The sequence below is a fragment of the Polaribacter porphyrae genome, assembly GCF_002954685.1.
GTDB classification, from domain to species: domain Bacteria; phylum Bacteroidota; class Bacteroidia; order Flavobacteriales; family Flavobacteriaceae; genus Polaribacter; species Polaribacter porphyrae.
Map to the genome: position 1 here is coordinate 3,240,054 of NZ_MSCN01000001.1, position 25,179 is coordinate 3,265,232.

18 protein-coding genes are annotated in these 25,179 nt (G+C 32.0%); 17 read left to right on the top strand and 1 reads right to left on the bottom strand.

What is annotated here, in order from left to right; all coding sequences use genetic code 11:
* The first annotated feature begins 85 nt into the window (after nucleotides 1-85).
* The 6 genes from ilvD (at nucleotide 86) to BTO18_RS14590 (ending at nucleotide 8,879) form a co-directional block, all read left to right on the top strand.
* Complete coding sequence (ilvD, locus tag BTO18_RS14565; protein ID WP_105016925.1) at nucleotides 86-1,762, top strand: dihydroxy-acid dehydratase; 1,677 nt, start codon at nucleotides 86-88, stop codon at nucleotides 1,760-1,762.
* 95 nt (nucleotides 1,763-1,857) lie between these two features.
* A complete protein-coding gene (gene ilvB, locus BTO18_RS14570) occupies nucleotides 1,858-3,591 on the top strand; it encodes a biosynthetic-type acetolactate synthase large subunit (RefSeq protein WP_105016926.1) in 1,734 nt (577 codons plus the stop codon).
* Nucleotides 3,592-3,679: 88 nt separating this feature from the next.
* Nucleotides 3,680-4,213, top strand: a complete 534-nt coding sequence (gene ilvN / locus BTO18_RS14575) for an acetolactate synthase small subunit (RefSeq protein ID WP_105016927.1) — start codon at nucleotides 3,680-3,682, stop codon at nucleotides 4,211-4,213.
* Nucleotides 4,214-4,318: 105 nt separating this feature from the next.
* Nucleotides 4,319-5,794, top strand: coding sequence for a ketol-acid reductoisomerase (gene ilvC / locus BTO18_RS14580; protein WP_105016928.1), 1,476 nt, complete (start codon nucleotides 4,319-4,321; stop codon nucleotides 5,792-5,794).
* 73 nt (nucleotides 5,795-5,867) lie between these two features.
* Nucleotides 5,868-7,130, top strand: a complete 1,263-nt coding sequence (gene ilvA / locus BTO18_RS14585) for a threonine ammonia-lyase IlvA (protein WP_105016929.1) — start codon at nucleotides 5,868-5,870, stop codon at nucleotides 7,128-7,130.
* A gap of 156 nt (nucleotides 7,131-7,286) precedes the next feature.
* On the top strand, nucleotides 7,287-8,879 hold the full coding sequence (locus BTO18_RS14590) for an NADP-dependent glyceraldehyde-3-phosphate dehydrogenase (protein ID WP_105016930.1): 1,593 nt from the start codon (nucleotides 7,287-7,289) through the stop codon (nucleotides 8,877-8,879).
* A gap of 28 nt (nucleotides 8,880-8,907) precedes the next feature.
* Here the strand turns inward: BTO18_RS14590 and BTO18_RS14595 are convergent, their stop codons facing one another.
* The gene (locus tag BTO18_RS14595) at nucleotides 8,908-9,276 is read right to left on the bottom strand and encodes an SPOR domain-containing protein (protein ID WP_105016931.1); all 369 of its coding nucleotides are present in this window, start codon (nucleotides 9,274-9,276) and stop codon (nucleotides 8,908-8,910) included.
* A 195-nt stretch (nucleotides 9,277-9,471) separates the two neighbouring features.
* On the opposite strand from BTO18_RS14595, the gene BTO18_RS14600 reads away from it, so the two are divergent.
* From BTO18_RS14600 to BTO18_RS14650, 11 genes are all read left to right on the top strand, one after another.
* Nucleotides 9,472-10,773 (top strand): c-type cytochrome, encoded by a 1,302-nt coding sequence (locus BTO18_RS14600; protein ID WP_105016932.1) that lies wholly within the window; start codon nucleotides 9,472-9,474, stop codon nucleotides 10,771-10,773.
* 72 nt (nucleotides 10,774-10,845) lie between these two features.
* Nucleotides 10,846-13,917, top strand: coding sequence for a TAT-variant-translocated molybdopterin oxidoreductase (locus BTO18_RS14605; protein ID WP_105016933.1), 3,072 nt, complete (start codon nucleotides 10,846-10,848; stop codon nucleotides 13,915-13,917).
* Nucleotides 13,918-13,937: 20 nt separating this feature from the next.
* On the top strand, nucleotides 13,938-15,404 hold the full coding sequence (gene nrfD / locus BTO18_RS14610; RefSeq protein WP_105016934.1) for an NrfD/PsrC family molybdoenzyme membrane anchor subunit: 1,467 nt from the start codon (nucleotides 13,938-13,940) through the stop codon (nucleotides 15,402-15,404).
* 2 nt (nucleotides 15,405-15,406) lie between these two features.
* Entirely contained in the window at nucleotides 15,407-15,937 is a 531-nt protein-coding gene (locus BTO18_RS14615) for a DUF3341 domain-containing protein (RefSeq protein WP_105016935.1), read from the top strand.
* Nucleotides 15,938-15,947: 10 nt separating this feature from the next.
* Complete coding sequence (locus BTO18_RS14620; RefSeq protein WP_211295611.1) at nucleotides 15,948-16,499, top strand: c-type cytochrome; 552 nt, start codon at nucleotides 15,948-15,950, stop codon at nucleotides 16,497-16,499.
* A 25-nt stretch (nucleotides 16,500-16,524) separates the two neighbouring features.
* On the top strand, nucleotides 16,525-17,931 hold the full coding sequence (locus BTO18_RS14625; protein ID WP_105016936.1) for a quinol:cytochrome C oxidoreductase: 1,407 nt from the start codon (nucleotides 16,525-16,527) through the stop codon (nucleotides 17,929-17,931).
* A 34-nt stretch (nucleotides 17,932-17,965) separates the two neighbouring features.
* Nucleotides 17,966-18,976, top strand: coding sequence for a cytochrome c oxidase subunit II (locus BTO18_RS14630; protein ID WP_105016937.1), 1,011 nt, complete (start codon nucleotides 17,966-17,968; stop codon nucleotides 18,974-18,976).
* Between the two features lie 33 nt (nucleotides 18,977-19,009).
* Complete coding sequence (locus BTO18_RS14635; protein WP_105016938.1) at nucleotides 19,010-20,791, top strand: cytochrome c oxidase subunit I; 1,782 nt, start codon at nucleotides 19,010-19,012, stop codon at nucleotides 20,789-20,791.
* Nucleotides 20,792-20,887: 96 nt separating this feature from the next.
* On the top strand, nucleotides 20,888-21,910 hold the full coding sequence (gene ruvB / locus BTO18_RS14640; RefSeq protein WP_105016939.1) for a Holliday junction branch migration DNA helicase RuvB: 1,023 nt from the start codon (nucleotides 20,888-20,890) through the stop codon (nucleotides 21,908-21,910).
* A 62-nt stretch (nucleotides 21,911-21,972) separates the two neighbouring features.
* Nucleotides 21,973-23,700 (top strand): SulP family inorganic anion transporter, encoded by a 1,728-nt coding sequence (locus BTO18_RS14645; protein WP_105016940.1) that lies wholly within the window; start codon nucleotides 21,973-21,975, stop codon nucleotides 23,698-23,700.
* 72 nt (nucleotides 23,701-23,772) lie between these two features.
* Nucleotides 23,773-25,179, top strand: a complete 1,407-nt coding sequence (locus BTO18_RS14650; protein ID WP_105016941.1) for an MBL fold metallo-hydrolase — start codon at nucleotides 23,773-23,775, stop codon at nucleotides 25,177-25,179.

Consider the following 25,179-nt stretch of genomic DNA (forward strand, 5'->3'; position numbering starts at 1 on the left):
TTGAAATTAAAAAGAGACATTGAGTTTTATGCAATAAAAATAAAGAAACCTGTTAGTTTTGTTAATAAAAAGTAGAAAACAGTAGATGAAATTAAATAAACACAGCCAAAGATTAACACAAGATGAGTCTCAACCAGCTTCACAAGCAATGTTGTATGCAGTTGGTTTTTCTGATGAAGATATGCAAAAAGCGCAAATAGGAATTGCAAGTACTGGTTATGATGGTAATCCATGTAATATGCACTTAAATAGATTGAAAGATGAGGTCAAAGTCGAGTGTAAAATTGCTGATATGGTTGGTTTAGGATTTAATACTATTGGAGTTTCTGATGGGATTTCTATGGGTACTTCTGGTATGAACTACTCTTTAGTTTCAAGAGATATTATTGCAGACTCAATTGAAACTGTGATGAATGCTCAAAGTTATGATGGATTAATTGCAATTGTTGGTTGTGATAAAAATATGCCAGGAGCAGTAATATCTATGCTACGTTTAAATCGTCCATCAATAATGATGTATGGGGGTACAATTGCATCAGGAAATTACAAAGGAAGAAAATTAAATATTGTGTCTGCTTTTGAAGCTTTAGGTCAAAAAGTAGCTGGTGAAATAGAAGAAGATGAATATCGAGAAATTATAAAAAGAGCCATTCCAGGAGCTGGTGCTTGTGGAGGTATGTATACAGCAAATACAATGGCATCAGCAATAGAATGTATGGGGTTTGCATTACCTTACAATTCATCTATTCCTGCTGAAAATCCTAATAAATTATCAGAGTCAGAAAGACATGCTAGAGCTATTAAAAATCTTTTAGAAAAAGATTTAAAACCTTTAGATATTATTTCTAAAAAATCAATCGAAAATGCAATTGCTCTAGTAAATGCATTAGGAGGTTCTACAAATGCTGTATTACACTTTTTAGCAATTGCACATGCAGCAGATATTGATTTTACTCTAGAAGACTTCCAAAGAGTTTCAGACAGAACTCCTTTAATTGCAGATTTAAAGCCTTCAGGAAAATACTTGATGGAAGATGTTCATGGAGTAGGAGGAACACCAGCAATTATGAAATATTTATTAGATAATGGGTATTTGTATGGCGATTGTATGACTGTTACTGGTAAAACTTTAGCTGAAAATTTAGCTGATATAGAAGCTATGGAATTTGAAGAGCAGGATGTTGTTTTTCCAACTGATAAAGCATTAAAATCTTCAGGAAACTTACAAATCTTATATGGTAATCTTGCAGAAGAAGGTGCTGTAGCAAAAATTTCAGGAAATGAAGGTTTGTTGTTTGAGGGGAAAGCTGTGGTTTATGATGGTGAGCAAGCCGCAAATACAGGAATTTCTAATGGAGAAGTAGAAAAAGGAGATGTAGTCGTCATTAGATATGTAGGCCCAAAGGGAGGTCCAGGAATGCCAGAAATGTTAAAGCCAACTTCGTTGATTATGGGAGCAGGTTTAGGTAAATCAGTTGCATTAATTACTGATGGACGTTTTTCTGGAGGAACTCATGGTTTTGTGGTAGGGCATATTACACCAGAAGCACAATCAGGAGGCGCAATAGGATTGATTGAAACTGGAGATAAAATCAGAATTAGTGCAGAAGATAATTCTATTAATGTATTAATTTCTGAAGAAGAGTTGGCACAAAGAAGAGCGAAATGGGTAGCTCCAGAGCCAAAACATAAAAAGGGAATTTTATATAAATATGCAAAATATGTAGCATCAGCATCTAAAGGATGTGTTACTGATTTGTAAAAAATATAGATAAAGGAATAAAGAAGAAAAGAAAAGAGAGAGATTGTTAAGTCTTTGTTCTTGTGTCTTTTTTCTCTAATCTAAAAAGAAAAAATATGGAAACACAAACCATAAATCAAAAAGAAACAAAGGCTAAAAAAACAGAGCGTATTTCTGGTAGCGAAGCAATTGTAAGATGTTTAATTGAAGAAGGTGTAGATATTTTGTATGGATATCCAGGAGGAGCAATTATGCCAGTTTATGACGAGTTATATAAATATCAAGATAAAATTCATCACGTATTAACAAGACACGAACAAGGTGCAACGCATTCTGCTCAAGGATATGCAAGAATTTCTGGTAAAGTAGGTGTGGCTATGGCTACTTCTGGACCAGGGGCAACCAACTTAATTACAGGTATTGCAGATGCACAAATAGATTCTACACCAATGGTGTGTATTACAGGTCAAGTACCTTCTCACTTATTGGGTTCAGATGCATTTCAAGAAACAGATATTGTTGGTATTTCTACACCAGTTACCAAATGGAATTGCCAAGTAACAAAGGCATCACAAATTCCTGAAGCAATTGCAAAAGCATTTTACATTGCTAAAAGTGGTAGACCAGGGCCTGTTTTAGTTGATATTACTAAAGATGCTCAGTTTGATGAGTTCGATTTTTCTTATGAAAAATGCACACAAGTAAGAAGCTACAATCCTGTTCCAGCAACTGATATTGCCAAAGTTGAGGAAGCAGCAAAATTGATTAATGCCGCTAAAAAGCCATTAATTGTTTGGGGACAAGGTGTTATTTTAAGTGAAGCAGAAGAGCAGTTGAAAGCTGTTATAGAAAAAGCAGGAATCCCAGCTGCATGGACTATTTTAGGTGCTTCTGCTATTCCTACTTCACATCCTTTAAATGTAGGTATGGTAGGTATGCACGGAAATTATGCTCCAAATATTTTAACAAACGACTGTGATGTTTTAATTGCTATTGGTATGCGTTTTGACGATCGCGTAACAGGGAGTTTAAATACTTATGCAAAACAAGCAAAAGTAATTCACTTTGAAATAGATCCTGCAGAGGTTGATAAAAACGTAAAAACAGATGTAGCTGTTTTAGGTGATGCCAAAACAAGTTTAGACTTATTATTGCCATTATTGAATGATAATTCTCATGCAGATTGGCATCAAAAGTTCAAAGACCTATATCAAATTGAATACGACAAAGTTATCAAGAATGATATTCATCCAACCAAAGAAGGTTTAACAATGGGTGAAGTTTTGAAAGAAATCAATATTCAAAGTAAAGGTGAAGCAGCAATTGTAACTGATGTTGGGCAACACCAAATGGTAGCTTGTAGATATGCAGATTTTAATGTCTCTAAAAGTAATATTACTTCAGGTGGATTAGGAACAATGGGCTTTGGTCTGCCAGCAGCAATTGGTGCAAAAATGGCAGCTCCAGAGCGTGAAGTAGTTTCTATTTCTGGTGATGGTGGTTACCAAATGACAATTCAGGAATTAGGTACAATTTTTCAGCAAAAAGCAGCTGTAAAAGTAGTGGTTTTAAACAACGATTTTTTAGGAATGGTTCGTCAATGGCAACAGTTGTTTTTTGACAAACGTTATGCATCAACAGAAATGGTAAATCCTAATTTTGTAGCAATAGCAGAAGGGTATTATATAAAAGCCAAAAAAGTTACAAAACGAGAAGAATTAGCACCAGCTGTAAAAGAAATGATGGAAAGTAAAGAGGCTTATTTCTTGGAAGTTTGCGTAGAAAAAGAAGACAATGTTTTCCCAATGATTCCTTCAGGAGCAAGCGTTTCAGATATACGTTTAGAATAAAGAATAAAGAATAAAGAATAAAGAACAAAGATTAAAGAGTTGAGTGAGAACTTTAAAACTTTAAACTTTAAACCTTGAACTTACGAGTATGAGTGCAGAAGAAAAACAATTGTATTCAGTATCAATTTATACTGAAAATAATATTGGATTGTTGAATAGAATTTCAGCAATTTTCCAAAGAAGACATATCAATATAGAGAGTTTAAATACTTCACCTTCAGAAATTGAAGGCGTTTCTAAATTTACCATTGTCGTAAATATGAATGAAGTAAACATCAAAAAAATTATTGGTCAGATAGAAAAACAAGTAGAGGTAATTAAAGCATATTATCACAGTTTAGATGATATTATTTATCAAATTGCTGGCTTGTTTAAAATTAAATCAGAATTATTATTTGAAGAACGTCAAATTCAGAACATCATTAAAGAAAGCAATGCTAGAATTGTAACCGTTAACAAAGAATTCTTTGTTCTTGAAAAATCTGGTAAAAAAGAAGAAATTGTAGCATTGTATAATAAATTAAGTCCATTTGGAATTATGCAGTACACACGTTCTGGCTTAATTGCAGTTACTAAAGAAGAGATGAAAATATCATCATTATTACAAACATACAACAACTAAAAAAAATGTAAGAAAAGAGAAAATAGAATTCAGAATAAAGATTTTTTTAAGTCTTTGTTCTTTTCTTTTTGTTCTTTTCTCTCGTTAAAAATTAAAACAAAAAAAATGTCAAATTATTTTAACACATTAACATTAAGACAAAAATTAGAGCAATTAGGACAATGTCGTTTTATGGATGCTTCAGAATTTGAAGACGGAGTAAACGCTTTAAAAGGAAAGAAAATTGTTATTGTGGGCTGTGGAGCACAAGGTTTAAATCAAGGTTTAAATATGAGAGATTCTGGTTTAGATATTTCTTATACTTTAAGACAAGCAGCAATAGATCAAAAAAGACAATCATACATCAATGCAACTTCTAACGATTTTGCAGTAGGTACTTATGAAGAAATGTTACCAACTGCAGATTTGATAATTAATTTAACACCAGATAAACAACACACAAATGTTGTGAATGCTGTGATGCCATTGATGAAAAAAGGAGCAACTTTATCTTATTCTCACGGTTTTAATATTGTTGAAGAAGGAATGCAAATTAGAAAAGATTTAACTGTAATTATGGTGGCACCAAAATCGCCAGGATCTGAAGTTCGTGAAGAATTTAAAAGAGGTTTTGGAGTACCAACATTAACAGCTGTTCATCCAGAAAACGATCCAGAAGGAAAAGGTTGGGCACAAGCAAAAGCATACGCTGTTGCAACAGGAGGTCATACAGCAGGAGTTTTAGAATCTTCTTTTGTGGCAGAAGTAAAGTCAGATTTAATGGGAGAGCAAACTATTTTATGTGGTTTGTTACAAACTGGTGCAATTTTATCTTTTGATAAAATGGTTGCAGAAGGTATAGACGCTGGTTATGCAGCAAAATTAATTCAATATGGTTGGGAAACGACTACTGAAGCTTTAAAACACGGAGGAATCACGAATATGATGGACAGATTGTCTAATCCTGCAAAAGTGGAAGCATTTCGATTATCAGAAGAGTTAAAAGACATTATGCGTCCATTATTTCAAAAACATATGGATGATATTATGACTGGTCATTTCTCTAAAACGATGATGGAAGATTGGGAAAATGACGATATAAACCTATTAACATGGCGAGCTGCAACTGGTGAAACTGCTTTCGAAAAACAAGAAATAACTTCGGATGAAATTCCAGAACAAGAATATTTTGATCACGGAACTTTATTAGTTGCTTTTGTAAGAGCAGGAGTAGAATTGGCTTTTGAAGCAATGACAGAATCTGGAATTATAGATGCATCTGCTTATTACGAATCTTTACACGAAACACCATTAATTGCAAACACAATTGCAAGAATGAAGTTGGCAGAAATGAATCGTGTAATTTCTGATACAGCTGAATATGGTTGTTATTTATTCGATCACGCTTGTAAGCCGTTATTAACGGATTTTATGAAAACCATTTCTACAAACGTAATTGGTAAACCATTTAGTTCAGAAAATGGAGTTGATAACCAAGAATTGATTAGAATTAACAAGATTATTAGAAATCATCCTGTGGAAATTGTAGGAGAGCAATTAAGAGCCTCTATGACAGCAATGAAAGTTATAAAATCAGTATAAATATCCCCCAATTTTTTAACAAAAAACCTGTCAGATTTAAGAGTTTGACAGGTTTCTTTTTTACATTTGAACGATGCCTACAAACCCAATCTATTTTCCAAATTTAGAGAACGTAAAAGAAGCTGCCAAGAATTTAAAAGAAGTAGTTTCTAAAACACCTTTGAGTAAAAACAGGAATCTTTCTAAACAGTTTAATGCTAATATTTTCTTTAAAAGAGAAGATTTACAAGTGGTACGTTCTTATAAAATTAGAGGTGCTTATAATAAAATGTCTTCTCTGAATGCTGATGAAAAACAACGAGGAATTGTTTGTGCAAGTGCAGGAAATCACGCACAAGGTGTTGCTTTATCTTGTAAATTATTGCAGATAAAAGGAACGATTTTTATGCCATCTCCAACTCCAAATCAAAAGATTGAACAAGTAAAAATGTTTGGAGAAGAGTTTATTGAAATTGTTATTGAAGGCGATACTTTTGATGACGCTTTTAATGCTGCAAAACAAGAATGTGATACAAAAACCAAAACTTTTATTCATCCTTTTGATGATAAAAAAGTTATTGAAGGACAAGCTACAGTTGGTTTAGAGATTCTAGAACAAGCATTAGAAAAAATTGATTACGTTTTCGTGCCAATAGGAGGTGGAGGAATATCAGCTGGTTTGTCATCCGTTTTTAAATATCTATCACCAGAAACAAAAATTATTGGTGTTGAACCAGAAGGAGCTCCATCAATGTTAACATCCATTAATAATAAAAAAAATACAGCTTTAGTTAAAATTGATCCTTTTGTAGATGGTGCAGCTGTAAAAAAAGTGGGCGATTTGAATTTTGAAATTTGTCAACAAAACTTACACAAAGTTATAACTGTTCCAGAAGGAAAAATTTGTCAGACTATTTTAGATTTATACAACAAAGATGCAATTGTGGTAGAACCTGCAGGTGCTTTAAGTATTGCTGCTTTAGACTTTTTTGCTGACGAAATCAAGGGTAAAAACATAGTTTGTATTGTAAGTGGAAGTAATAATGACATCACAAGAACAGCAGAAATTAAAGAAAGAGCGTTGTTATTTGCAAACTTGAAACATTATTTCATTGTAAAATTTCCACAAAGAGCTGGAGCTTTAAAAGAATTTGTAGCAGAGATTTTAGGGCCAAATGATGATATAACACATTTTGAGTACACCAAAAAAAGTAACAGAACAAATGGAGCTGCTGTTGTAGGTTTACAATTAAAATCATCTAAAGATTTAGTGCCTTTAATCCAAAGAATGAAAGAAAATAATTTCTTTGGCGACTATTTAAATGACAAGCCAGATTTGTTTCAATTTTTGGTGTAGAAATACACAAAATCCTTAATATATCCAATAATAGTAAATATCGAAAAGCTTTTCGCTTTTTAAGACAGCAAAGGATAGTTGTCATTATAAAATTAACTAAATTTGATTAAAATAATAATCTACTCAATTTATAGAGTAATTGTATAATTTATGATTATGAAAACTAAATTTAAAGAAATACCAAACGAGTATAAGATTTCGTCTTTAGTTAGCCAAAATACATATTTAGTTGGTGGTGAGTTAAAAGAATGGAAAGGAGAAATGGCAGAAGTATATTCTACAATTTCTTCTACTGAAGAATATGAACCAACTTTATTAGGTACAGTTCCTAACCTAACAGAAAATGAAGCATTAGAAGCTTTAAATGCTGCTTATAGAGCCTATGATAAAGGTCAGGGTTTATGGCCTACAATGCGTGTTGCAGATAGGATTTCGTGTATGGAAGAGTTTGCAGAGCAAATGAAAACCAAAAGAGGTGAGGTTGTAAAACTGTTGATGTGGGAAATAGGAAAATCTTTACCAGATTCCGAAAAAGAATTTGATAGAACTGTAGAGTATATTTATGATACAATTGAGGACTACAAACAAATGGATCGTGATTCTGCTAAATTTGAAAAAAATAGTGGAGTTCACGCACACATAAGAAGAGGTCCTCTTGGAGTTGTTTTGTGTTTAGGACCTTATAATTATCCTTTAAATGAAACTTTTGCTTTGTTGATTCCTGCCTTAATTATGGGAAATACAACTGTTTTCAAACCTGCAAAACACGGAGTTTTATTATTATCTCCATTAATGGAAGCTTTTCAGAATAGTTTTCCAGAAGGTGTTGTAAATATCATCTATGGTAGAGGTCGTGTTTTAGCAACTCCAATTATGAAAACTGGTAAGGTTGATGTATTAGCATTAATTGGAAATAGTAAATCAGCAAATGCAATTCAGGCAAATCATCCATATAAAAATAGATTACGTTTGGTGTTAGGTTTAGAAGCTAAAAATCCAGGAATTGTCTTACCAGATGCAGATTTAGATTTAGCCATTAACGAATGTATTACAGGATCTACTTCTTTTAACGGACAAAGATGTACAGCTTTAAAAGTATTGTACGTTCACGAACATATTGTAGATAAATTTAACAAACGTTTTGCAGAAAGAGTAGATGCTTTAAAATTTGGTAATCCTTGGGAAGATTCTGTAAAATTAACACCTTTACCAGAACCAGGAAAACCTGCTTATATTCAAGAATTGATAGATGATGCCACTAAAAAAGGTGCGAAAATTATCAATAAAAAAGGAGGAGAAACTACAGATAATTATATTTATCCAGCAGTTTTATATCCAGTTTCTAAAGAGATGCGTGTTTATAAAGAAGAACAATTTGGGCCAGTAATCCCTATTGTTTCTTTTAAAAATATTCAAGAACCTTTAGATGACATGGCTGAATCGAATTATGGACAACAAGTAAGTGTTTTTGGTAGCGAAGTTAAAACGTTAGCACCTTTAATTGATACTTTGGTAAACTTGGTTTGTAGAGTAAACTTAAATAGTGCTGCTCAAAGAGGGCCAGATGTGTATCCGTTTACAGGTAGAAAAGATTCTGCTGTAGCAACATTAAGTGTACATGATGCTTTACGTTCATTTTCAATTAGAACTTTTGTTGCTTCTAAAGACACAGCATACAACAATGCCATATTACAGGAATTACTAGATAAAAAAGCATCGAATTTTATAAGTACTGATTATATTTTATAAAAAAGAGCGACAATTTTGTCGCTCTTTTTTATTTTCCCAAAGGAATAACAATTAAACCAGAAAATTTTTCTGAATATTCTAATTTGGCTTTGTCAGCTTCTAGTTTTGTTTTGTAATTACCAACTTTTATTTTCCAATAAGGTTGTTCATAATCTAATTTAGTGTATACATTTGGATAATTAACTTTAAACTTCTTTTGCAAGCTTCTAGCTTTAGTTTCATTTCCATAATAAATTTGAATTCTGTAACCATAGCCATACTTTCTATTAAAATTTCTTTTTTTTGTAATTAACTTTTTAATTTCAGGACTACTATTTGTTTTACTTTGCGCAAAAAATCCAAACGAAAAAGTTAAACAAAAAACAACTACTAAATATACTCTGTTCTTAAAAATCATAAAAATTTGTTTGTACAAAAATAACGACTAGCATCATATTAATATTGAATAAAATGTTATTTAGAATTGTTATAAATTAGTATTTAACATTCTAATAGCTTTTAAAAATTTAGCAATATGTAGTACTTTTGTGCAACTGTTCAAAAACCGTTTTTTGAGCTATTTTATACACAATACTAAAAATAGTTTGTAAATATGAAAAGTGTAGCCTTACACAGTAAACTTGCTAAAGTACTTCTAAAGAGTTTTACATTCATTCTGTTTTTTGCATTCAGCTTATCAACTACTTCACAAGAAGTGGATGAAGCACGTCAAAAAGAAGGAAGAAAAATATTTAAGTCTCTATGTGCTTCATGTCATAAACTTGATAAAAAGTTAATTGGTCCTGCTCTTGGTGGTATAGAACAAAGAAGAGAAAACGATTGGTTAAAAGCTTGGATAAAAAATAATGCAGAATTAAGAGCCTCTGGTGATAGGGATGCTATTGCTATTTTCGAAGAATACAATGGTTCAGTAATGTCTGCCTTTCCACAATTAAGTGACCAGCAAATTGATGATATTTTATATTATACCACTGTTGGAGAGTTAGAAAAAAAGGTTGTTGGACCTATTCCGCCTTCAAATCCTGATGGAGGAGATAATACTCCAAAATGGATTATATGGTTTTTAGCTGGAGCAATTGTAGTTGCTTTCTTAATGATTGCAAGTTTATTAAAACAAGTAAACGAATTAAAAGGAAATACCTCACCAGAAACAACTTCTAATCTTAAAAGAGATTTACATGAACTCTGGGAGGGAATCAAAAGAAATACATTTTTAAAAGTATCGTCTACAATATTTCTATTATTGATAGGAGCTTATGTTGTTTTTGGAATAATATTTAAAGTAGGTGTTGATGAAGGATATACGCCATTACAACCAATTGCATTTTCACACAAAATTCATGCAGGAGAAAATAAAATTGAGTGTCAATATTGCCACTCATCTGCAAAACACAGCAAGCATTCAGGTATTCCGTCTGTGAATGTCTGTATGAATTGTCATAAAAATATAGCAGAAGTTGCAGAAGGTACAAAAGTTGAGTGGGATGGAATGACTTATGGTAAGGCAGAATTAGATAAAGAAATAGCAAAAATCTATAAAGCTGCTGGTTGGAATCCTGAAACTTTAGAATATACTGGAGAAACACAGCCAATAAAGTGGATTAGAATTCACAACTTGCCAGATTTTGCGTATTTTAACCACTCACAACACGTTACAGTAGCAGGTTTAAAATGTCAAAAATGTCATGGACCAGTTGAAGAAATGGATGAAATGCGTCAGTACTCACCATTAACAATGGGTTGGTGTATCAATTGTCATAGAGAAACAAATGTAGATTTAAAAGGCAACGATTATTATGATAAAATTCATAAAGAATTGGCTAAAAAATATAATGTAGATAAAGTTACTATAGCTCAGCTAGGAGGTTTAGAGTGTGGTAAATGTCACTATTAAAATGAAGAATTGTGGTGTTGTTTTTTTAGTAACAGCTAAAAAGCAACAATTAACTACTAATAACTAATATAAATGGCTTCAAACAAAAAATACTGGAAAAGTGTTGAGGAACTAAAAGATAGTCCTATTGTTGAAACGTTAAGTAAAAACGAATTTGTAGAAGAGATAGCTACAGATAAGTTTTTAGGAGATAAAGAAACATTAGAAAATTCTTCTACTACTCGTAGAGATTTCTTGAAATATGTTGGATTTACAACTGCAGCAGCTTCCCTAGCTGCATGTGAAGGACCTGTTAAAAAGTCTATTCCTTATGTTGTAAAGCCAAATGATACTATTCCTGGTGTTGCAGATTGGTATGCTTCTTCTATGGCAGATGGTTATGATTTTGCTAATATTTTAGTAAAAACAAGAGAAGGACGTCCAATTCAAATCATGCCAAATAAAGAGGCGAATGGTACTACAAGTGCGAGAGTACAAGCAGCTGTTTTATCTTTATACGACGAAAATTTACGTTTAAAGGAGCCAACAAAGAATAATGAAGTTATTGGTTGGAATCAAGCTGAAGATGAAATTAAAAAAGCATTAGTTTCTCTAAAAAATGCAAACAAGCCTGTTGTATTACTTACAGGAACTTTAGCAAGCCCCTCTACACATAAAATTATTGAAGAGTTTGTCTCTGCATATCCAAATGTAAAGCATGTAATTTATGATGCTGTTTCAGAAAACGGAGTATTAGAAGCAATGCAAGCAATGCATGGTAAACGTGCGTTGCCAAATTATCATTTAGATAAAGCGAAAACAATAGTTTCTTTTGGTGCTGATTTCTTGGGTGATTTCCATGGTGGTTTTGAAAAATCTTACATCAATGGTAGAAAACCAGAAACTGGCAACATGTCTTACCATGTTCAGTTTGAGAGTAACATGTCTTTAACTGGAGCAAATTCAGATAAAAGAGTTGTTGTAAAGCCTTCAAATCAAGTTTATGCTTTATTAAATTTATATAAAGCAATCACAGGAGAAAGTGTTTCTTCTAAAGTTACACCTGTAGATGCTGAAATCAAGAAACTAGCAACTGAACTCAAAAAAGCGGGTTCTAAAGGTGTTGTTTTAACAGGTTTGAATGATAAAAATTCTCAATTAGTAGCATTAGCAATTAATAAAGCTTTAAATAGCGAAATTATAGATACCGATAATACTTTAAATATTCGTCAAGGAAATGATGCAGAAGTAATACAGTTGGTAAAAGATATGAAAGCTGGTAAAGTTGGTGGTTTATTAACTTACAACATAGATCCAGTTTATACCTTACCAAATACAGCTGATTTTTCAGAAGGATTAAAAAAAGTGAGTTTAAAAGTAGCGTTGTCAACAGATAATAATGCTAGTGTTGATGCTATGGAATATGCATTACCAACTCCACACTTTTTAGAATCTTGGGGAGATACACAATTTGATGAAGTTACTTATGGTTTAGCACAACCAACTATTCAGCCATTATTTAATACACGTCAGTTTCAAGATGTACTGTTAAACTTAACAGGAAATTCAACTGATTACTATGAATATTTAAAAACTTATGCTACCAATACTGTTTTAAATGGTGGTTCTTGGAATACAGCTTTACATAACGGTTTTTATAAAAAAGAAATTACAAACGCTACAATTGAAACTAATACTGAAACACAAGAATCAGTATTAATAGCAAATGTTGCATCTCAATTAGTAAGAGCAACCAAAGCTTCAGCTTTTGAATTGAATTTATATACCAAAACTGGTTTAGGTGATGGTAAACAAGCAAATAACCCTTGGTTACAAGAATTTCCTGATCCAATAACGAGAGCTTCTTGGGATAATTATTTGACAATTTCTATGGCTGATGCTAAAGAATTAGATTTTTCTAATCCAGTAAAAGATAATGGAGCTATTAATGGAGATTATGCAAAAGTTTCTGTTAATGGTCAAGAAGTAGTTGTTCCTGTAATGATTCAACCAGGGCAAGCAAAAGGTTCTATTGGTTTAGCATTAGGTTTTGGAAAAACTTTCGGATTAAAAGAAGAAATGCAAGTTGGTGTTAATGCATATCCTTTATATGCAAACATGAACAATATTCAATATAATGTTTCAATAGAAAAAGTTTCTGGAACTCACGAGTTTGCTTGTACTCAAGTACAAAAAACAATTGCAGGGCGTCATGATATTTTAAAAGTAGCTTCTCTAAAGGAATATAATACAGTAGCTCCAAAAGATCATCACCATGGATGGAATAAGCCAGCTTATGTATCATATGATCACCAAGAAGTAGAAGCAAATACTATTGATATTTGGGATGAACATAACAGAGATATGGGGCATCACTTTAACTTATCAATAGATTTAACTTCTTGTACAGGTTGTGGTGCTTGTGTGATTGCTTGTCATGCAGAAAATAATGTTCCTGTTGTTGGTAAAAAAGAAGTAAGAGTAGGTAGAGATATGCACTGGTTGCGTATTGATAGATATTACTCATCAGAAGTAGAAACAAGAGAAGATGCTAAAGAGTTAGGTTTAGGAAGAGGAGATATGTATAAAGCTTTAGAAACTGAAGCTGAAAATCCTGAAGTTACTTTCCAACCAATGATGTGTCAACATTGTAACCATGCTCCATGTGAGACTGTATGTCCAGTAGCAGCAACCTCTCATGGACGTCAAGGTCAAAACCAAATGGCATACAACAGATGTGTGGGTACAAGATATTGTGCAAACAACTGTCCTTATAGAGTTCGTAGGTTTAATTGGTTCAATTATGCAAATAATGAAGAGTTTGACTTTAATATGAACAACGAATATGGTAAAATGGTATTAAATCCAGATGTTACTGTACGTTCTAGAGGAGTTATGGAAAAATGCTCTATGTGTATTCAAATGACACAAGCAACAATATTAAAAGCAAAAAGAGAAGGAAGAGCTGTAAATACAGATGAATTTGAAACAGCTTGTTCATCAGCTTGTACAACTGGAGCTTTAGTTTTTGGTGATATTAACAATAAAGAAGATAAAGTTACAGCGTTAGTTGAAGATAAAAGAGCTTATAATGTATTAGATTACTTACAGACAAAACCAAATGTAATCTATCAAGTAAAAATTAAAAATACAAACGAAGCGTAATTAAATTTAAGATATAAAATATGTCTCATTACGAAGCACCCATAAGGGAACCTTTAGTATTAGGTGATAAAAGTTATCACGATATTACCGAAGACATTGCTAGGCCAATAGAAGGTAAAGCAAATAAGAATTGGTACATGGCATTTTATATTTCTTTAGCAGCAATGCTTTGGGGATTTGGATGTATCTTTTACACAGTAGGAACTGGTATTGGAGTTTGGGGATTAAGCAAGAACATTGGTTGGGCTTGGGATATTACTAACTTTGTATGGTGGGTAGGTATTGGTCATGCAGGGACATTAATCTCGGCAGTACTTTTATTATTCCGTCAAAAGTGGAGAATGGCAATTAACCGTTCTGCTGAAGCCATGACAATTTTTGCGGTTTTTCAAGCAGGATTGTTTCCAATTATTCACATGGGGCGTCCTTGGAATGGATACTGGGTACTACCAATTCCAAATCAATTTGGTTCTTTATGGGTAAACTTTAATTCTCCATTACTTTGGGACGTATTTGCAATTTCTACGTACTTATCTGTATCACTAGTATTTTGGTGGACAGGTTTGTTACCAGACTTTGCAACCATAAGAGATAGAGCAGTTAAACCATTTCAAAAGAAAATTTATGCTTTAGTTAGTTTTGGTTGGAGTGGAAGAGCTAAAGATTGGCAACGTTTCGAAGAAGTATCTTTGGTATTAGCAGGTTTAGCAACACCATTAGTACTTTCTGTACATACAATTGTATCTTTTGACTTTGCTACATCTATCAATCCAGGTTGGCACTCTACAATATTCCCTCCTTATTTTGTAGCAGGGGCAATTTTTTCAGGATTTGCAATGGTACAAACCTTATTAGGAATAATGAGAAAAGTAACCAATATGGAAGCTTACATTACACGTATGCATATTGAATATATGAATATTGTAATTATATTAACTGGTGGAATTGTAGCAGTAGCGTATGCAACAGAATTCTTTATAGCTTGGTACACAGGTTCGCCTTACGAATATTATACGTATTTGTCTATAGGAGCTGAAACTGGTCCTTATGGATGGGCATTTTGGTCTTTACTAATATGTAACATATTTACTCCACAATTACTTTGGATTAAGAAGATTAGAAGAAGTTTTATTTGGTCTTTCATTATATCGATTGTTATAAATATAGGTATGTGGTTCGAACGTTTTGATATTATTGCAATTGTTTTAAGTAAAGGTCATTTACCTTCAACTTGGTGGCGTTTTGAACCTACATTTGTAGATGTTGGAATATTTATTGGAACGATAGGTTTCTTCTTTGTGTTATTCTTATTGTATGCAAGAACTTTTCCAGTAATTCCAATTGCAGAAATGAAAACTATTTTAAAATCTTCTGGTGAAGGTTATAAAAAGAGAAGGGAACAAGGAATACCTACTAAACCAACTGTAGTTTTAGCAGAAAAGAAAATTATTGAAGTAGATTCTACTGACAAAAAAGATAAAAAATAAATATGGAATCATCTAAAGTTATACATGCATTATATAATGATGACGAAGTGCTTTTAGATGCTGTAAAAGCGGTTAAAGAAGAACATCATCATATAGAAGAAGTATTTTGTCCCTTTCCTGTACACGGTTTAGACAAAGCTATGGGAATTGCACCTACAAGATTAGCGATTACTGCTTTTATGTATGGTATTACTGGTTTGTCTATAGCAATTTGGATGACAAATTATATGATGATTCAAGATTGGCCACAAGATATTGGAGGGAAACCAAGTTTTTCTTGGATTGAAAATATGCCAGCTTTTGTACCAATTCTATTTGAATTGACAGTGTTTTTTGCAGCACACTTAATGGTAATTACTTTTTATATGAGAAGTAGAATATGGCCATTTAAAGAGGCAGAAAATCCAGATCCTAGAACTACAGATGACCATTTTTTAATGGAGATTCCTGTAAAAGAAAGTGCAGTAGAAGAATTAACGACTCTACTTACTAAAACAGGGGCTGTAGAAATTAATGTAGTAGATAAGCACTAATAAATAGATAATGAAAAATTTAAAATTAATTATCGTTTTAGTAATCTTTGCAAGTGTTATTTCTTCTTGTAATGATAAAAGAAAGCGTCAGTTACAGTACATGCCAGATATGTATGTATCTGTACCTTATGATGTAGATGATGCAGATGGTTTAAATAATAAACCTGTAAATAGTAAACCTGTTGCAGGTACTATTCCTAGAGGTGGTCATCCAGCTTATGATATTCCTGATACACCAGATGGTTATGAAAAATCTAAAGCTGAATTAAAAAATCCTTTAGAAGCAACAGAAGAAAATTTAGAAAATGGTAAGGCAATGTACACGATTTACTGTACTTCTTGTCATGGAAAAAAAGGAGATGGTAAAGGACACCTAGCAGTAACTGAAAAGTTTTTAGGAATACCAAGTTATGCAGATAGAGATATAAACTCGGGTACAATTTATCATGTGATTATGCATGGTAAAAATTTAATGGGTTCACACTCATCTCAATTAACGTACAAAGAACGTTGGCAGATTGCACATTACGTTGAAAAATTACGTTCAGATTTAGTAAAATAATTACAAAAAGAAGAATACGAAAGATATGTATCAATTCTCAAGTAAATTAAAAATAGCATCACTTATACTTATTGTTGTAGGTGCATTAGGTATTGGTTATGGCTTTTTAAGTGCGCCAAGTTCTTTAGAAGAAGCTAAAGAAATGATGGCACATCAAGCTTCACATGGAGATAGTCATGATACTGCTAATCATGATAATAAAGATAATCATGAACAAAAACATGCAAACAAAGAAGTACATGGTCATGATGCTAATTCAACTGATAAGCATGCAGAGCATGTATATCATCAATTAAAAAATAGACCTTGGTCTGCATTTTACGTTGCTTTATTCTTCTTTTTAGGAATTTCTTTACTTGTTTTAGCATTTTATGCGGCTCAAAGAGTAGCACAATCTGGTTGGTCTGTTGTTTTATTTAGAGTCATGGAAGCCATTACTGCGAATTTAGTACCAACTTCTATCATCATGGTATTGGTAATTTTATCTGCATCAGTATTCCATTGGAATCATATGTTTTCATGGATGGCAGAGGGTACTTTTGATCCTACAAGTGATAATTATGATGCCATAGTTGATGGCAAATCTTGGTGGATTAATATTCCTGGATGGACAATTAGAGGTATAGTTTATTTGTTACTTTGGAATGCGTACAGATGGTTTATAAGAAAGAATTCAATAGCAGAAGATACTGCTAACGATGGTTATAAAACCTATAAGAAAAACTACAATGCATCAGTTATATTTCTGGTTGTATTTATGCTAACTGAAACTATGATGTCTTGGGATTGGATTATGGGATTAGATCCTCACTGGTTCTCTACATTATTTGGCTGGTACGTTTTAGCAAGTTTATTGGTAAGTGCTTTAACAGTAATTGCTTTTGTAACAATCTATTTACGTTCTAAAGGGGCTTTACCAGGTGTAAATGATAGTCATATACATGATTTAGCAAAATTTATGTTCGGCTTTTCTGTATTCTGGACATACTTATGGTTTGCTCAATTCATGTTAATCTGGTATGCAAATATTCCAGAAGAAACTACCTATTTTGCAGCAAGATTTAATGAATACAAATTACCATTTTTATCAATGTTAGTAATGAACTTTGTATTCCCAATATTATTATTAATTAATAGTGATTTTAAAAGTATCCCTTGGTTTGTGATTATTGGAGGTTTGGTAATTCTAGGTGGTCATTACATAGATATTTATGTTATGGTAATGCCAGGTACAGTTGGTGGTCAAGGAGCATTTGGTTTGCCTGAATTAGGAGGATTGTTATTCTTTTTAGGAATTTTTATTTATACAGTTTTTAGTGCTTTCGAAAAAGCGAGTCCAGTACCAAAAGGAAATCCATTTTTAGAAGAGAGTGAGCATTTTCACTATTATAATATTGAACACAGAGGAGAAGGTTCAGAAGATCATCATTAATTAAGAAAAGATTTAAACAAATAAGAAAAGATATATGCTAGCTCTATTTTATATTTTTATAGGTGTTGCAATAGGTGTAAGTTTTTGGCAGATTACTAGAATTTTAAATTTTAGAGGTGATATTGCAAATGATAAAGACAACGCCAAGCAGGGTAAATATGCAATTTATTTTATGGTATTCTTTTATGCTATAATGATTTATTGTTTAATAGCTCTTAACGTAGTTATGCTTCCTGAATCTGCTTCAATAGAAGGAGAACATGATGATAGATTATTTAACATTACATTTTGGTTAATAGGTATTGTTCAGTTTATAATGCAGTTTTTAATTTTCTATTTTACATTTAAATATAGAGGAAATAAAAATAACAAAGCAAAATTTTATGCAGATAGCCATCAATTAGAATTAATATGGACAGTTACTCCTGCTATTGTTCTTGTAGGGCTAATTGGCTATGGTTTATGGCAGTGGAATAATGTAATGGATTTATCTGAATTAGAAGATCCGATTGTGATAGAAGTATATTCTCAACAGTTTAGGTGGGATGCACGCTATGCAGGAGAAGATAAAACTTTAGGTCTAGGTAATGTAAATTACATTAAAGGAATAAATACAATGGGAGTTGATATGTCAGATAAAAACTCTCAAGATGATATTCAAGTAACAGAATTATATTTGCCTAAAGGAAGAAAAATACATTTTAAATTCCGTTCTCAAGATGTATTACATTCAGCTTATATGCCCCACTTTAGAGCTCAAATGAATTGTGTACCAGGTATGGTTACTGAATTTGGATTTACTCCAAAATACACAACAGAAGAAATGAGACAACAATCTGAAGTTAGAGCCAAAACCAAGAGAATAAATAAAGTAAGAGCAGCTAAAGGAGAAGAACTTTACGAATTTGACTACCTACTGTTATGTAATAAAATCTGTGGAGCTTCTCATTATAACATGCAGATGAAAATTACTGTTGTAGAGCAAGAAGAATATGACAAGTGGATTGCGAAACAACCAACTTTAGCATCAGTAATAAAAGAATAAAAAATTATAATACACTACAAATAAAATAAGATTATGTCAGAACATCATCATAAAGAAACATTTGTAACAAAATATATATTTAGCCAAGATCATAAGATGATCTCTAAACAGTTTCTAATAACAGGTATGTTTATGGGTATCATAGGTGTGTTTATGTCTATGTTATTCCGTTTACAATTAGCTTGGCCAGAAAAATCATTTTCAATTATAGAGGCATTTTTAGGACCACATCAAACAGATGGGGTTATGAATCCTGATATGTATCTGGCATTGGTTACCATACATGGTACAATAATGGTATTTTTTGTATTAACAGCAGGGTTAAGTGGTACTTTTTCAAATTTATTAATTCCATTGCAAATAGGAGCTAGAGATATGGCTTCAGGATTTCTGAACATGATCTCTTACTGGTTATTTTTTATATCATCAGTAGTAATGGTTATTTCTTTATTTGTTGAAGCTGGACCAGCATCTGCAGGATGGACAATTTATCCTCCATTATCTGCATTGCCACAGGCAATACCAGGTTCTGGAACAGGTATGACATTATGGTTAGTTTCAATGGCTATCTTTATTGCATCATCTTTAATTGGTTCGTTAAACTATATTGTTACCATTTTCAATTTAAGAACAAAAGGAATGAAAATGACAAGATTGCCTCTAACAATGTGGGCTTTCTTTATTACTGCAATTATTGGTGTGGTTTCTTTTCCAGTTTTATTATCTGCTGCTTTGTTATTAATATTTGATAGAAGTTTTGGTACATCATTTTACCTATCAGATATATTTATATCAGGAGAAGTTTTACATTATCAAGGAGGATCACCAGTATTGTTTGAACACCTATTTTGGTTTTTAGGTCACCCAGAAGTATATATTGTATTACTACCAGCATTAGGTATAACATCAGAAATTATATCAACACATTCTAGAAAACCGATTTTTGGGTATAGAGCGATGGTAATGTCAATTATGGCAATTGCATTCTTATCTACAATTGTATGGGGGCATCACATGTTTATCTCTGGGATGAATCCGTTTTTAGGGTCAGTATTTACATTCACAACATTATTAATTGCAATTCCTTCTGCTGTGAAAGCATTTAACTATATCACCACTTTGTGGAAAGGAAACCTCCAATTGAATCCAGCAATGTTATTTTCAATAGGATTGGTTTCTACATTTGTAACAGGTGGTTTAACAGGATTGGTTTTAGGAGATTCAGCTTTAGATATTGCAATACACGATACTTATTTTGTAGTTGCTCACTTCCATTTAGTAATGGGTGTTTCAGCTATTTTTGGAATGTATGCAGGTATTTATCATTGGTTTCCTAAAATGTATGGAAGAATGATGAACAAAACACTAGGGTATTGGCATTTTTGGATAACTATTGTTTGTGCTTACGGAGTATTTTGGCCAATGCATTTTATTGGTTTAGCAGGTTTACCAAGAAGATACTATTCTAATACAGCTTTTCCAATGTTTGATGATTTAGCAGATGTAAATGTTGTAATCACCATATTTGCTTTAGTAGGTGGTTTAGCACAAATTATATTTTTAGCTAACTTCTTTATTTCTATTTACAGAGGAAGAAAAGCAACACAAAACCCATGGAATTCAAATACTATTGAGTGGACAACTCCTGTAGAACACATTCATGGAAACTGGCCAGGAAAAATACCTGAAGTACACAGATGGGCTTATGATTATAGTAAACGTGTAGATCCTAATGATGATGATAGTGATTATTTACATGGTCAAGATTTTGTTTTACAAACAACACCTTTGTTAGATGGTGAAGAGCCTTCATAACAATGAAATTATAAAATAATAAGATAAAATCCTTTCCAAATTTGGAAAGGATTTTTTGATTTACACAGACTACTTTTTCTTTTTATCTTTGTTTATATGAACGAACATCTAAATCCAGAAAGCACCAATTATTCTAATGAAGAATTAGATGTTGAAAAGAAGTTAAGACCATTATCTTTTGATGATTTTACTGGGCAAGATCAAGCTCTTGAAAATTTAAAAATATTTGTTGAAGCAGCTAACCAAAGAGGAGAAGCATTAGATCATACTCTGTTTCACGGACCTCCAGGATTAGGTAAAACAACACTTGCACACATTTTAGCAAATGAATTACAAGTTGGTATAAAAGTAACTTCTGGTCCAGTTTTAGACAAACCTGGAGATTTAGCTGGTTTACTTACCAATTTAGATGAACGTGATGTTTTATTTATTGATGAAATACATAGATTAAGCCCAATTGTAGAAGAGTATTTGTATTCTGCTATGGAAGATTACAAGATTGATATTATGATTGAATCTGGTCCAAATGCAAGAACAGTTCAAATCAATTTAGAGCCTTTTACTTTAATAGGTGCAACAACTCGTTCTGGCTTATTAACAGCACCAATGAGAGCTCGTTTTGGAATTAGCAGTCGATTACATTATTATTCCACAGAATTATTAACTACAATTATTCAAAGAAGTTCTAATATTTTAGGAGTCCCAATTTCTATGGAAGCTGCAATTGAAATTGCTGGAAGAAGTAGAGGGACACCAAGAATTGCAAACGCTTTATTAAGAAGAGTTCGAGATTTTGCGCAAATTAAAGGAGATGGAACAATAACAATACAAATTGCAAAATATGCTTTAAAAGCATTAAATGTTGATGCACATGGTTTAGATGAAATGGATAACAAAATTTTAGAGACCATAATCGATAAATTCAAAGGAGGTCCTGTAGGAATTAGTACAATTGCAACAGCAGTTTCTGAAAATACAGAAACGATTGAAGAAGTATACGAACCTTTTTTAATTCAACAAGGATTTATTATGCGAACTCCAAGAGGTAGAGAAGTCACAGAATTGGCTTATAAGCATTTAGGAAAAACAAAAGGTAGAAATCAAGGAGAACTATTTTAAAAGCTATAAGCAGTTAACTTTTGGTAAACAGCAAAAGGTAAATGGCATAAAGCAAAAAATAAATGAACATAAAAAAAGTATTACCAATATTAGAGTGGTTACCCAACTATAATACATCGCTATTTAAAGGAGATTTAGTTGCAGGTATAACAGTTGGTATTATTTTAATTCCACAAGGTATTGCCTACGCTTTAATTGCAGGTTTACCACCTATTTATGGTTTGTATTGTGCATTAGTACCACAAATTATGTATGCTATTTTTGGGTCTTCAAGACAGGTTGCAATTGGCCCAGTTGCTATGGATTCTTTAATTGTTGCAACAGGAGTTTCTACATTGGCTTTAGCTGGTTCAGAAAGTTATATAGCAATTGCTATTTTATTAGCGTTAATGGTTGGAACTATTCAATTTATTTTAGGAATATTCAGTTTAGGCTTTATCGTTAATTTCTTGTCTAAACCTGTAATTACCGGGTTTACGTCAGCAGTTGCATTGATTATTGGTCTAAATCAATTCAGAAATTTATTTGGAGTAGATTTTGTGCAAAGCGATCAGATACAATATGTTTTAGAGGATATATGGTTGCAGATAACAGATTATAACAATCACACCACAAAAATTGGTTTAATTTCAGTAGTTGTCATCATCATTTTTAGAAGAATCAACAAAAAAATTCCAAATGCATTAATAGTAGTAATTCTTGGTATTTTAATTATGAAGTATTTTGGAAACAGCTTTAATGATGTTGCTATTGTTAAAGATATTCCTTCAGGATTACCAAAATTTGCCTTACCTACATTCGATTTAGATCAAATAAGAGAATTACTGCCAATAGCATTAACATTAGTAATGGTTGGTTATTTAGAAACGATTTCTATTGGTAAATCGTTAGAAGCAAAACAAGACGAATATAGAATTAGACCCAATCAAGAATTAATAGCTTTAGGATTAAGTAATATTGTAGGCTCATTATTTAAAGCATATCCATCAACATCAAGTTTTTCAAGATCAGCTATCAATCAAGAAAGTGGAGGTAGAACAGGAATGGCAGCCCTGATTTCTGTAATTATGGTAATTTTAACTCTATTATTTTTAACACCATTATTTTACCATTTACCCAAAACAGTTTTAGCAGCAATTATCATTGTAGCTGTATTTGGGTTAATAAACTTTAAAGAAGCATCATTTTTATGGAAAGCCAATAAACTTGATTTTTGGTTGATGTTAGCTACATTCATATCAACCTTAATTTTCGGGATAGAATATGGAATAATTGTTGGTGTAGGCTTATCTTTAATTGTGTTGATTTTTAGAACCTCAAGACCCTATGTTACAGAATTAGGTAAAGTACCAGATTCTAACTTTTATCGAAATAAAAATAGATTTGAAGAAGTAATTATAGAAAATGATATTCTAGTTTTTCGTTTTGATGCACAATTATTTTATGCCAATTCAAGTTACTTTAGAGAAAAACTAGATGATTTAGCAGATAAGAAAGGTGATGATTTAAGGTTAATAGTTTTAGACGCAGAAAGCATCAATAGAGTAGATAGTACAGGTGTAGAAATTTTAAAAGAACGAATAAAATTCTATAAAAAGAAAAAGGTAAAATTTTATTTTGCAGGCGTAAAAGGACCAGTTAGAGATGATTTATTTAGAAGCGGAATCTTACAAATTATTGATATCAATCATTTTTTTATGAGGGTAAATCAAGCAGTAAAATTTTACAAAACAGGAGATAGAAAGCACCAAGAAAAATATGCAAAGTACATTCACCAAGCATATAAATAATAAACTGATAAAAATCATTAAAAAGAATGAATAACTCATGTTATTTTGTTTTTTGATAAAAAAGAATATAAAATGATAATAGAACAAATTTATACAGGTTGTTTAGCACAAGGAGCATATTATATAGAAAGTGATGGTGAAGTTGCTATCATAGACCCATTAAGAGAAGTACAAGATTATATAGGTAGAGCAACTCAAAATGACGCAAAAATAAAATACATTTTTGAAACTCATTTTCATGCGGATTTTGTAAGTGGTCATGTAACATTAGCAGAAAAAACAGGAGCAAAAATAGTTTATGGCCCTACAGCAAAAACTACTTTCGATGCTGTAATTGCTGAAGATAATCAGGTATTTAAATTAGGAGATATCACAATCACTGCTCTACATACTCCTGGACATACAATGGAAAGCACTTGTTATTTGCTAAAAGATAAAAATGGTAAAAACCATGCTCTTTTTAGTGGAGATACGTTGTTTTTAGGTGATGTTGGTAGACCAGATTTAGCACAAAAAGGAGCTATTACAGAAAAAGATTTAGCAGGTTTTTTATTTGATAGTTTACGAAACAAAATTATGCCATTAGAAGATAATGTCATTGTTTATCCTGCTCATGGAGCTGGTTCAGCATGTGGTAAAAATTTAAGTAAAGAAACTGTAGGTACAATTGGTAATCAAAAAGAAACCAATTATGCATTAAGAGTAGATATGACTAAAGAAGAATTTATCAAAGAAGTAACAGATGGCTTGTTACCACCTCCTGCTTATTTTCCATTGAATGTTAAACTAAATAAAGAAGGATACAAAGATGTAGATGAAGTTATAAAAATAAGTGCAAAACCACTATCTGTAAAAGAGTTTGAGGTTATTGCTAACGAAACTGATGCTTTAATTTTAGATGTACGACATCAATCAGAATTTATAAAAGGATTTATTCCACAGTCGATTTTTATTGGTTTAGGAGGTACTTTTGCACCTTGGGTAGGTGCTTTGGTAAAAGACATAAAACAACCTATTTTGTTAGTTACACCAGTTGGTAAAGAAGAAGATACTATTACAAGACTATCAAGAGTTGGTTTTGACAATGTATTAGGTTTTTTAGAAGGTAGTTTTGGTTCTTGGCAAAATTCAAATAAAGAAATAGATACATTAGAGTCTGTTTCTGCTGACTTTTTAGAAGAAAAAATTAAGGGAGATGCATTAGTTTTTGATGTTAGAAAACCTGGAGAGTATACAAGCGAACATATTAAAGTAGCAACTAGTACTCCTTTAGATTTTTTGAATGATTATATTACTGAATTTCCAAAAAAAGAAGATTTTTACGTCCATTGTGCAGGAGGTTATAGATCTGTAATAGCTGCATCAATCTTAAAAGCGAGGGGTTTTCATAATGTAATAGATGTTGCTGGTGGTTATGGAGCTATAAAAAATACTAATATAAATAGAACAGATCAAGTTTGTTCTTCAAATTTTAAATAG

Coding starts and splice junctions, on each gene's coding strand:
- BTO18_RS14615 (WP_105016935.1), top strand. CDS start 15,407: ATGGAATCATCTAAAGTTATACATGCATTATATAATGATGACGAAGTG.
- ilvD (WP_105016925.1), top strand. CDS start 86: ATGAAATTAAATAAACACAGCCAAAGATTAACACAAGATGAGTCTCAA.
- BTO18_RS14605 (WP_105016933.1), top strand. CDS start 10,846: ATGGCTTCAAACAAAAAATACTGGAAAAGTGTTGAGGAACTAAAAGAT.
- BTO18_RS14625 (WP_105016936.1), top strand. CDS start 16,525: ATGTATCAATTCTCAAGTAAATTAAAAATAGCATCACTTATACTTATT.
- ilvN (WP_105016927.1), top strand. CDS start 3,680: ATGAGTGCAGAAGAAAAACAATTGTATTCAGTATCAATTTATACTGAA.
- BTO18_RS14600 (WP_105016932.1), top strand. CDS start 9,472: ATGAAAAGTGTAGCCTTACACAGTAAACTTGCTAAAGTACTTCTAAAG.
- BTO18_RS14650 (WP_105016941.1), top strand. CDS start 23,773: ATGATAATAGAACAAATTTATACAGGTTGTTTAGCACAAGGAGCATAT.
- BTO18_RS14595 (WP_105016931.1), bottom strand. CDS start 9,276: ATGATTTTTAAGAACAGAGTATATTTAGTAGTTGTTTTTTGTTTAACT.
- BTO18_RS14620 (WP_211295611.1), top strand. CDS start 15,948: ATGAAAAATTTAAAATTAATTATCGTTTTAGTAATCTTTGCAAGTGTT.
- ruvB (WP_105016939.1), top strand. CDS start 20,888: ATGAACGAACATCTAAATCCAGAAAGCACCAATTATTCTAATGAAGAA.
- ilvC (WP_105016928.1), top strand. CDS start 4,319: ATGTCAAATTATTTTAACACATTAACATTAAGACAAAAATTAGAGCAA.
- ilvB (WP_105016926.1), top strand. CDS start 1,858: ATGGAAACACAAACCATAAATCAAAAAGAAACAAAGGCTAAAAAAACA.
- nrfD (WP_105016934.1), top strand. CDS start 13,938: ATGTCTCATTACGAAGCACCCATAAGGGAACCTTTAGTATTAGGTGAT.
- BTO18_RS14635 (WP_105016938.1), top strand. CDS start 19,010: ATGTCAGAACATCATCATAAAGAAACATTTGTAACAAAATATATATTT.
- BTO18_RS14645 (WP_105016940.1), top strand. CDS start 21,973: ATGAACATAAAAAAAGTATTACCAATATTAGAGTGGTTACCCAACTAT.
- BTO18_RS14590 (WP_105016930.1), top strand. CDS start 7,287: ATGAAAACTAAATTTAAAGAAATACCAAACGAGTATAAGATTTCGTCT.
- ilvA (WP_105016929.1), top strand. CDS start 5,868: ATGCCTACAAACCCAATCTATTTTCCAAATTTAGAGAACGTAAAAGAA.
- BTO18_RS14630 (WP_105016937.1), top strand. CDS start 17,966: ATGCTAGCTCTATTTTATATTTTTATAGGTGTTGCAATAGGTGTAAGT.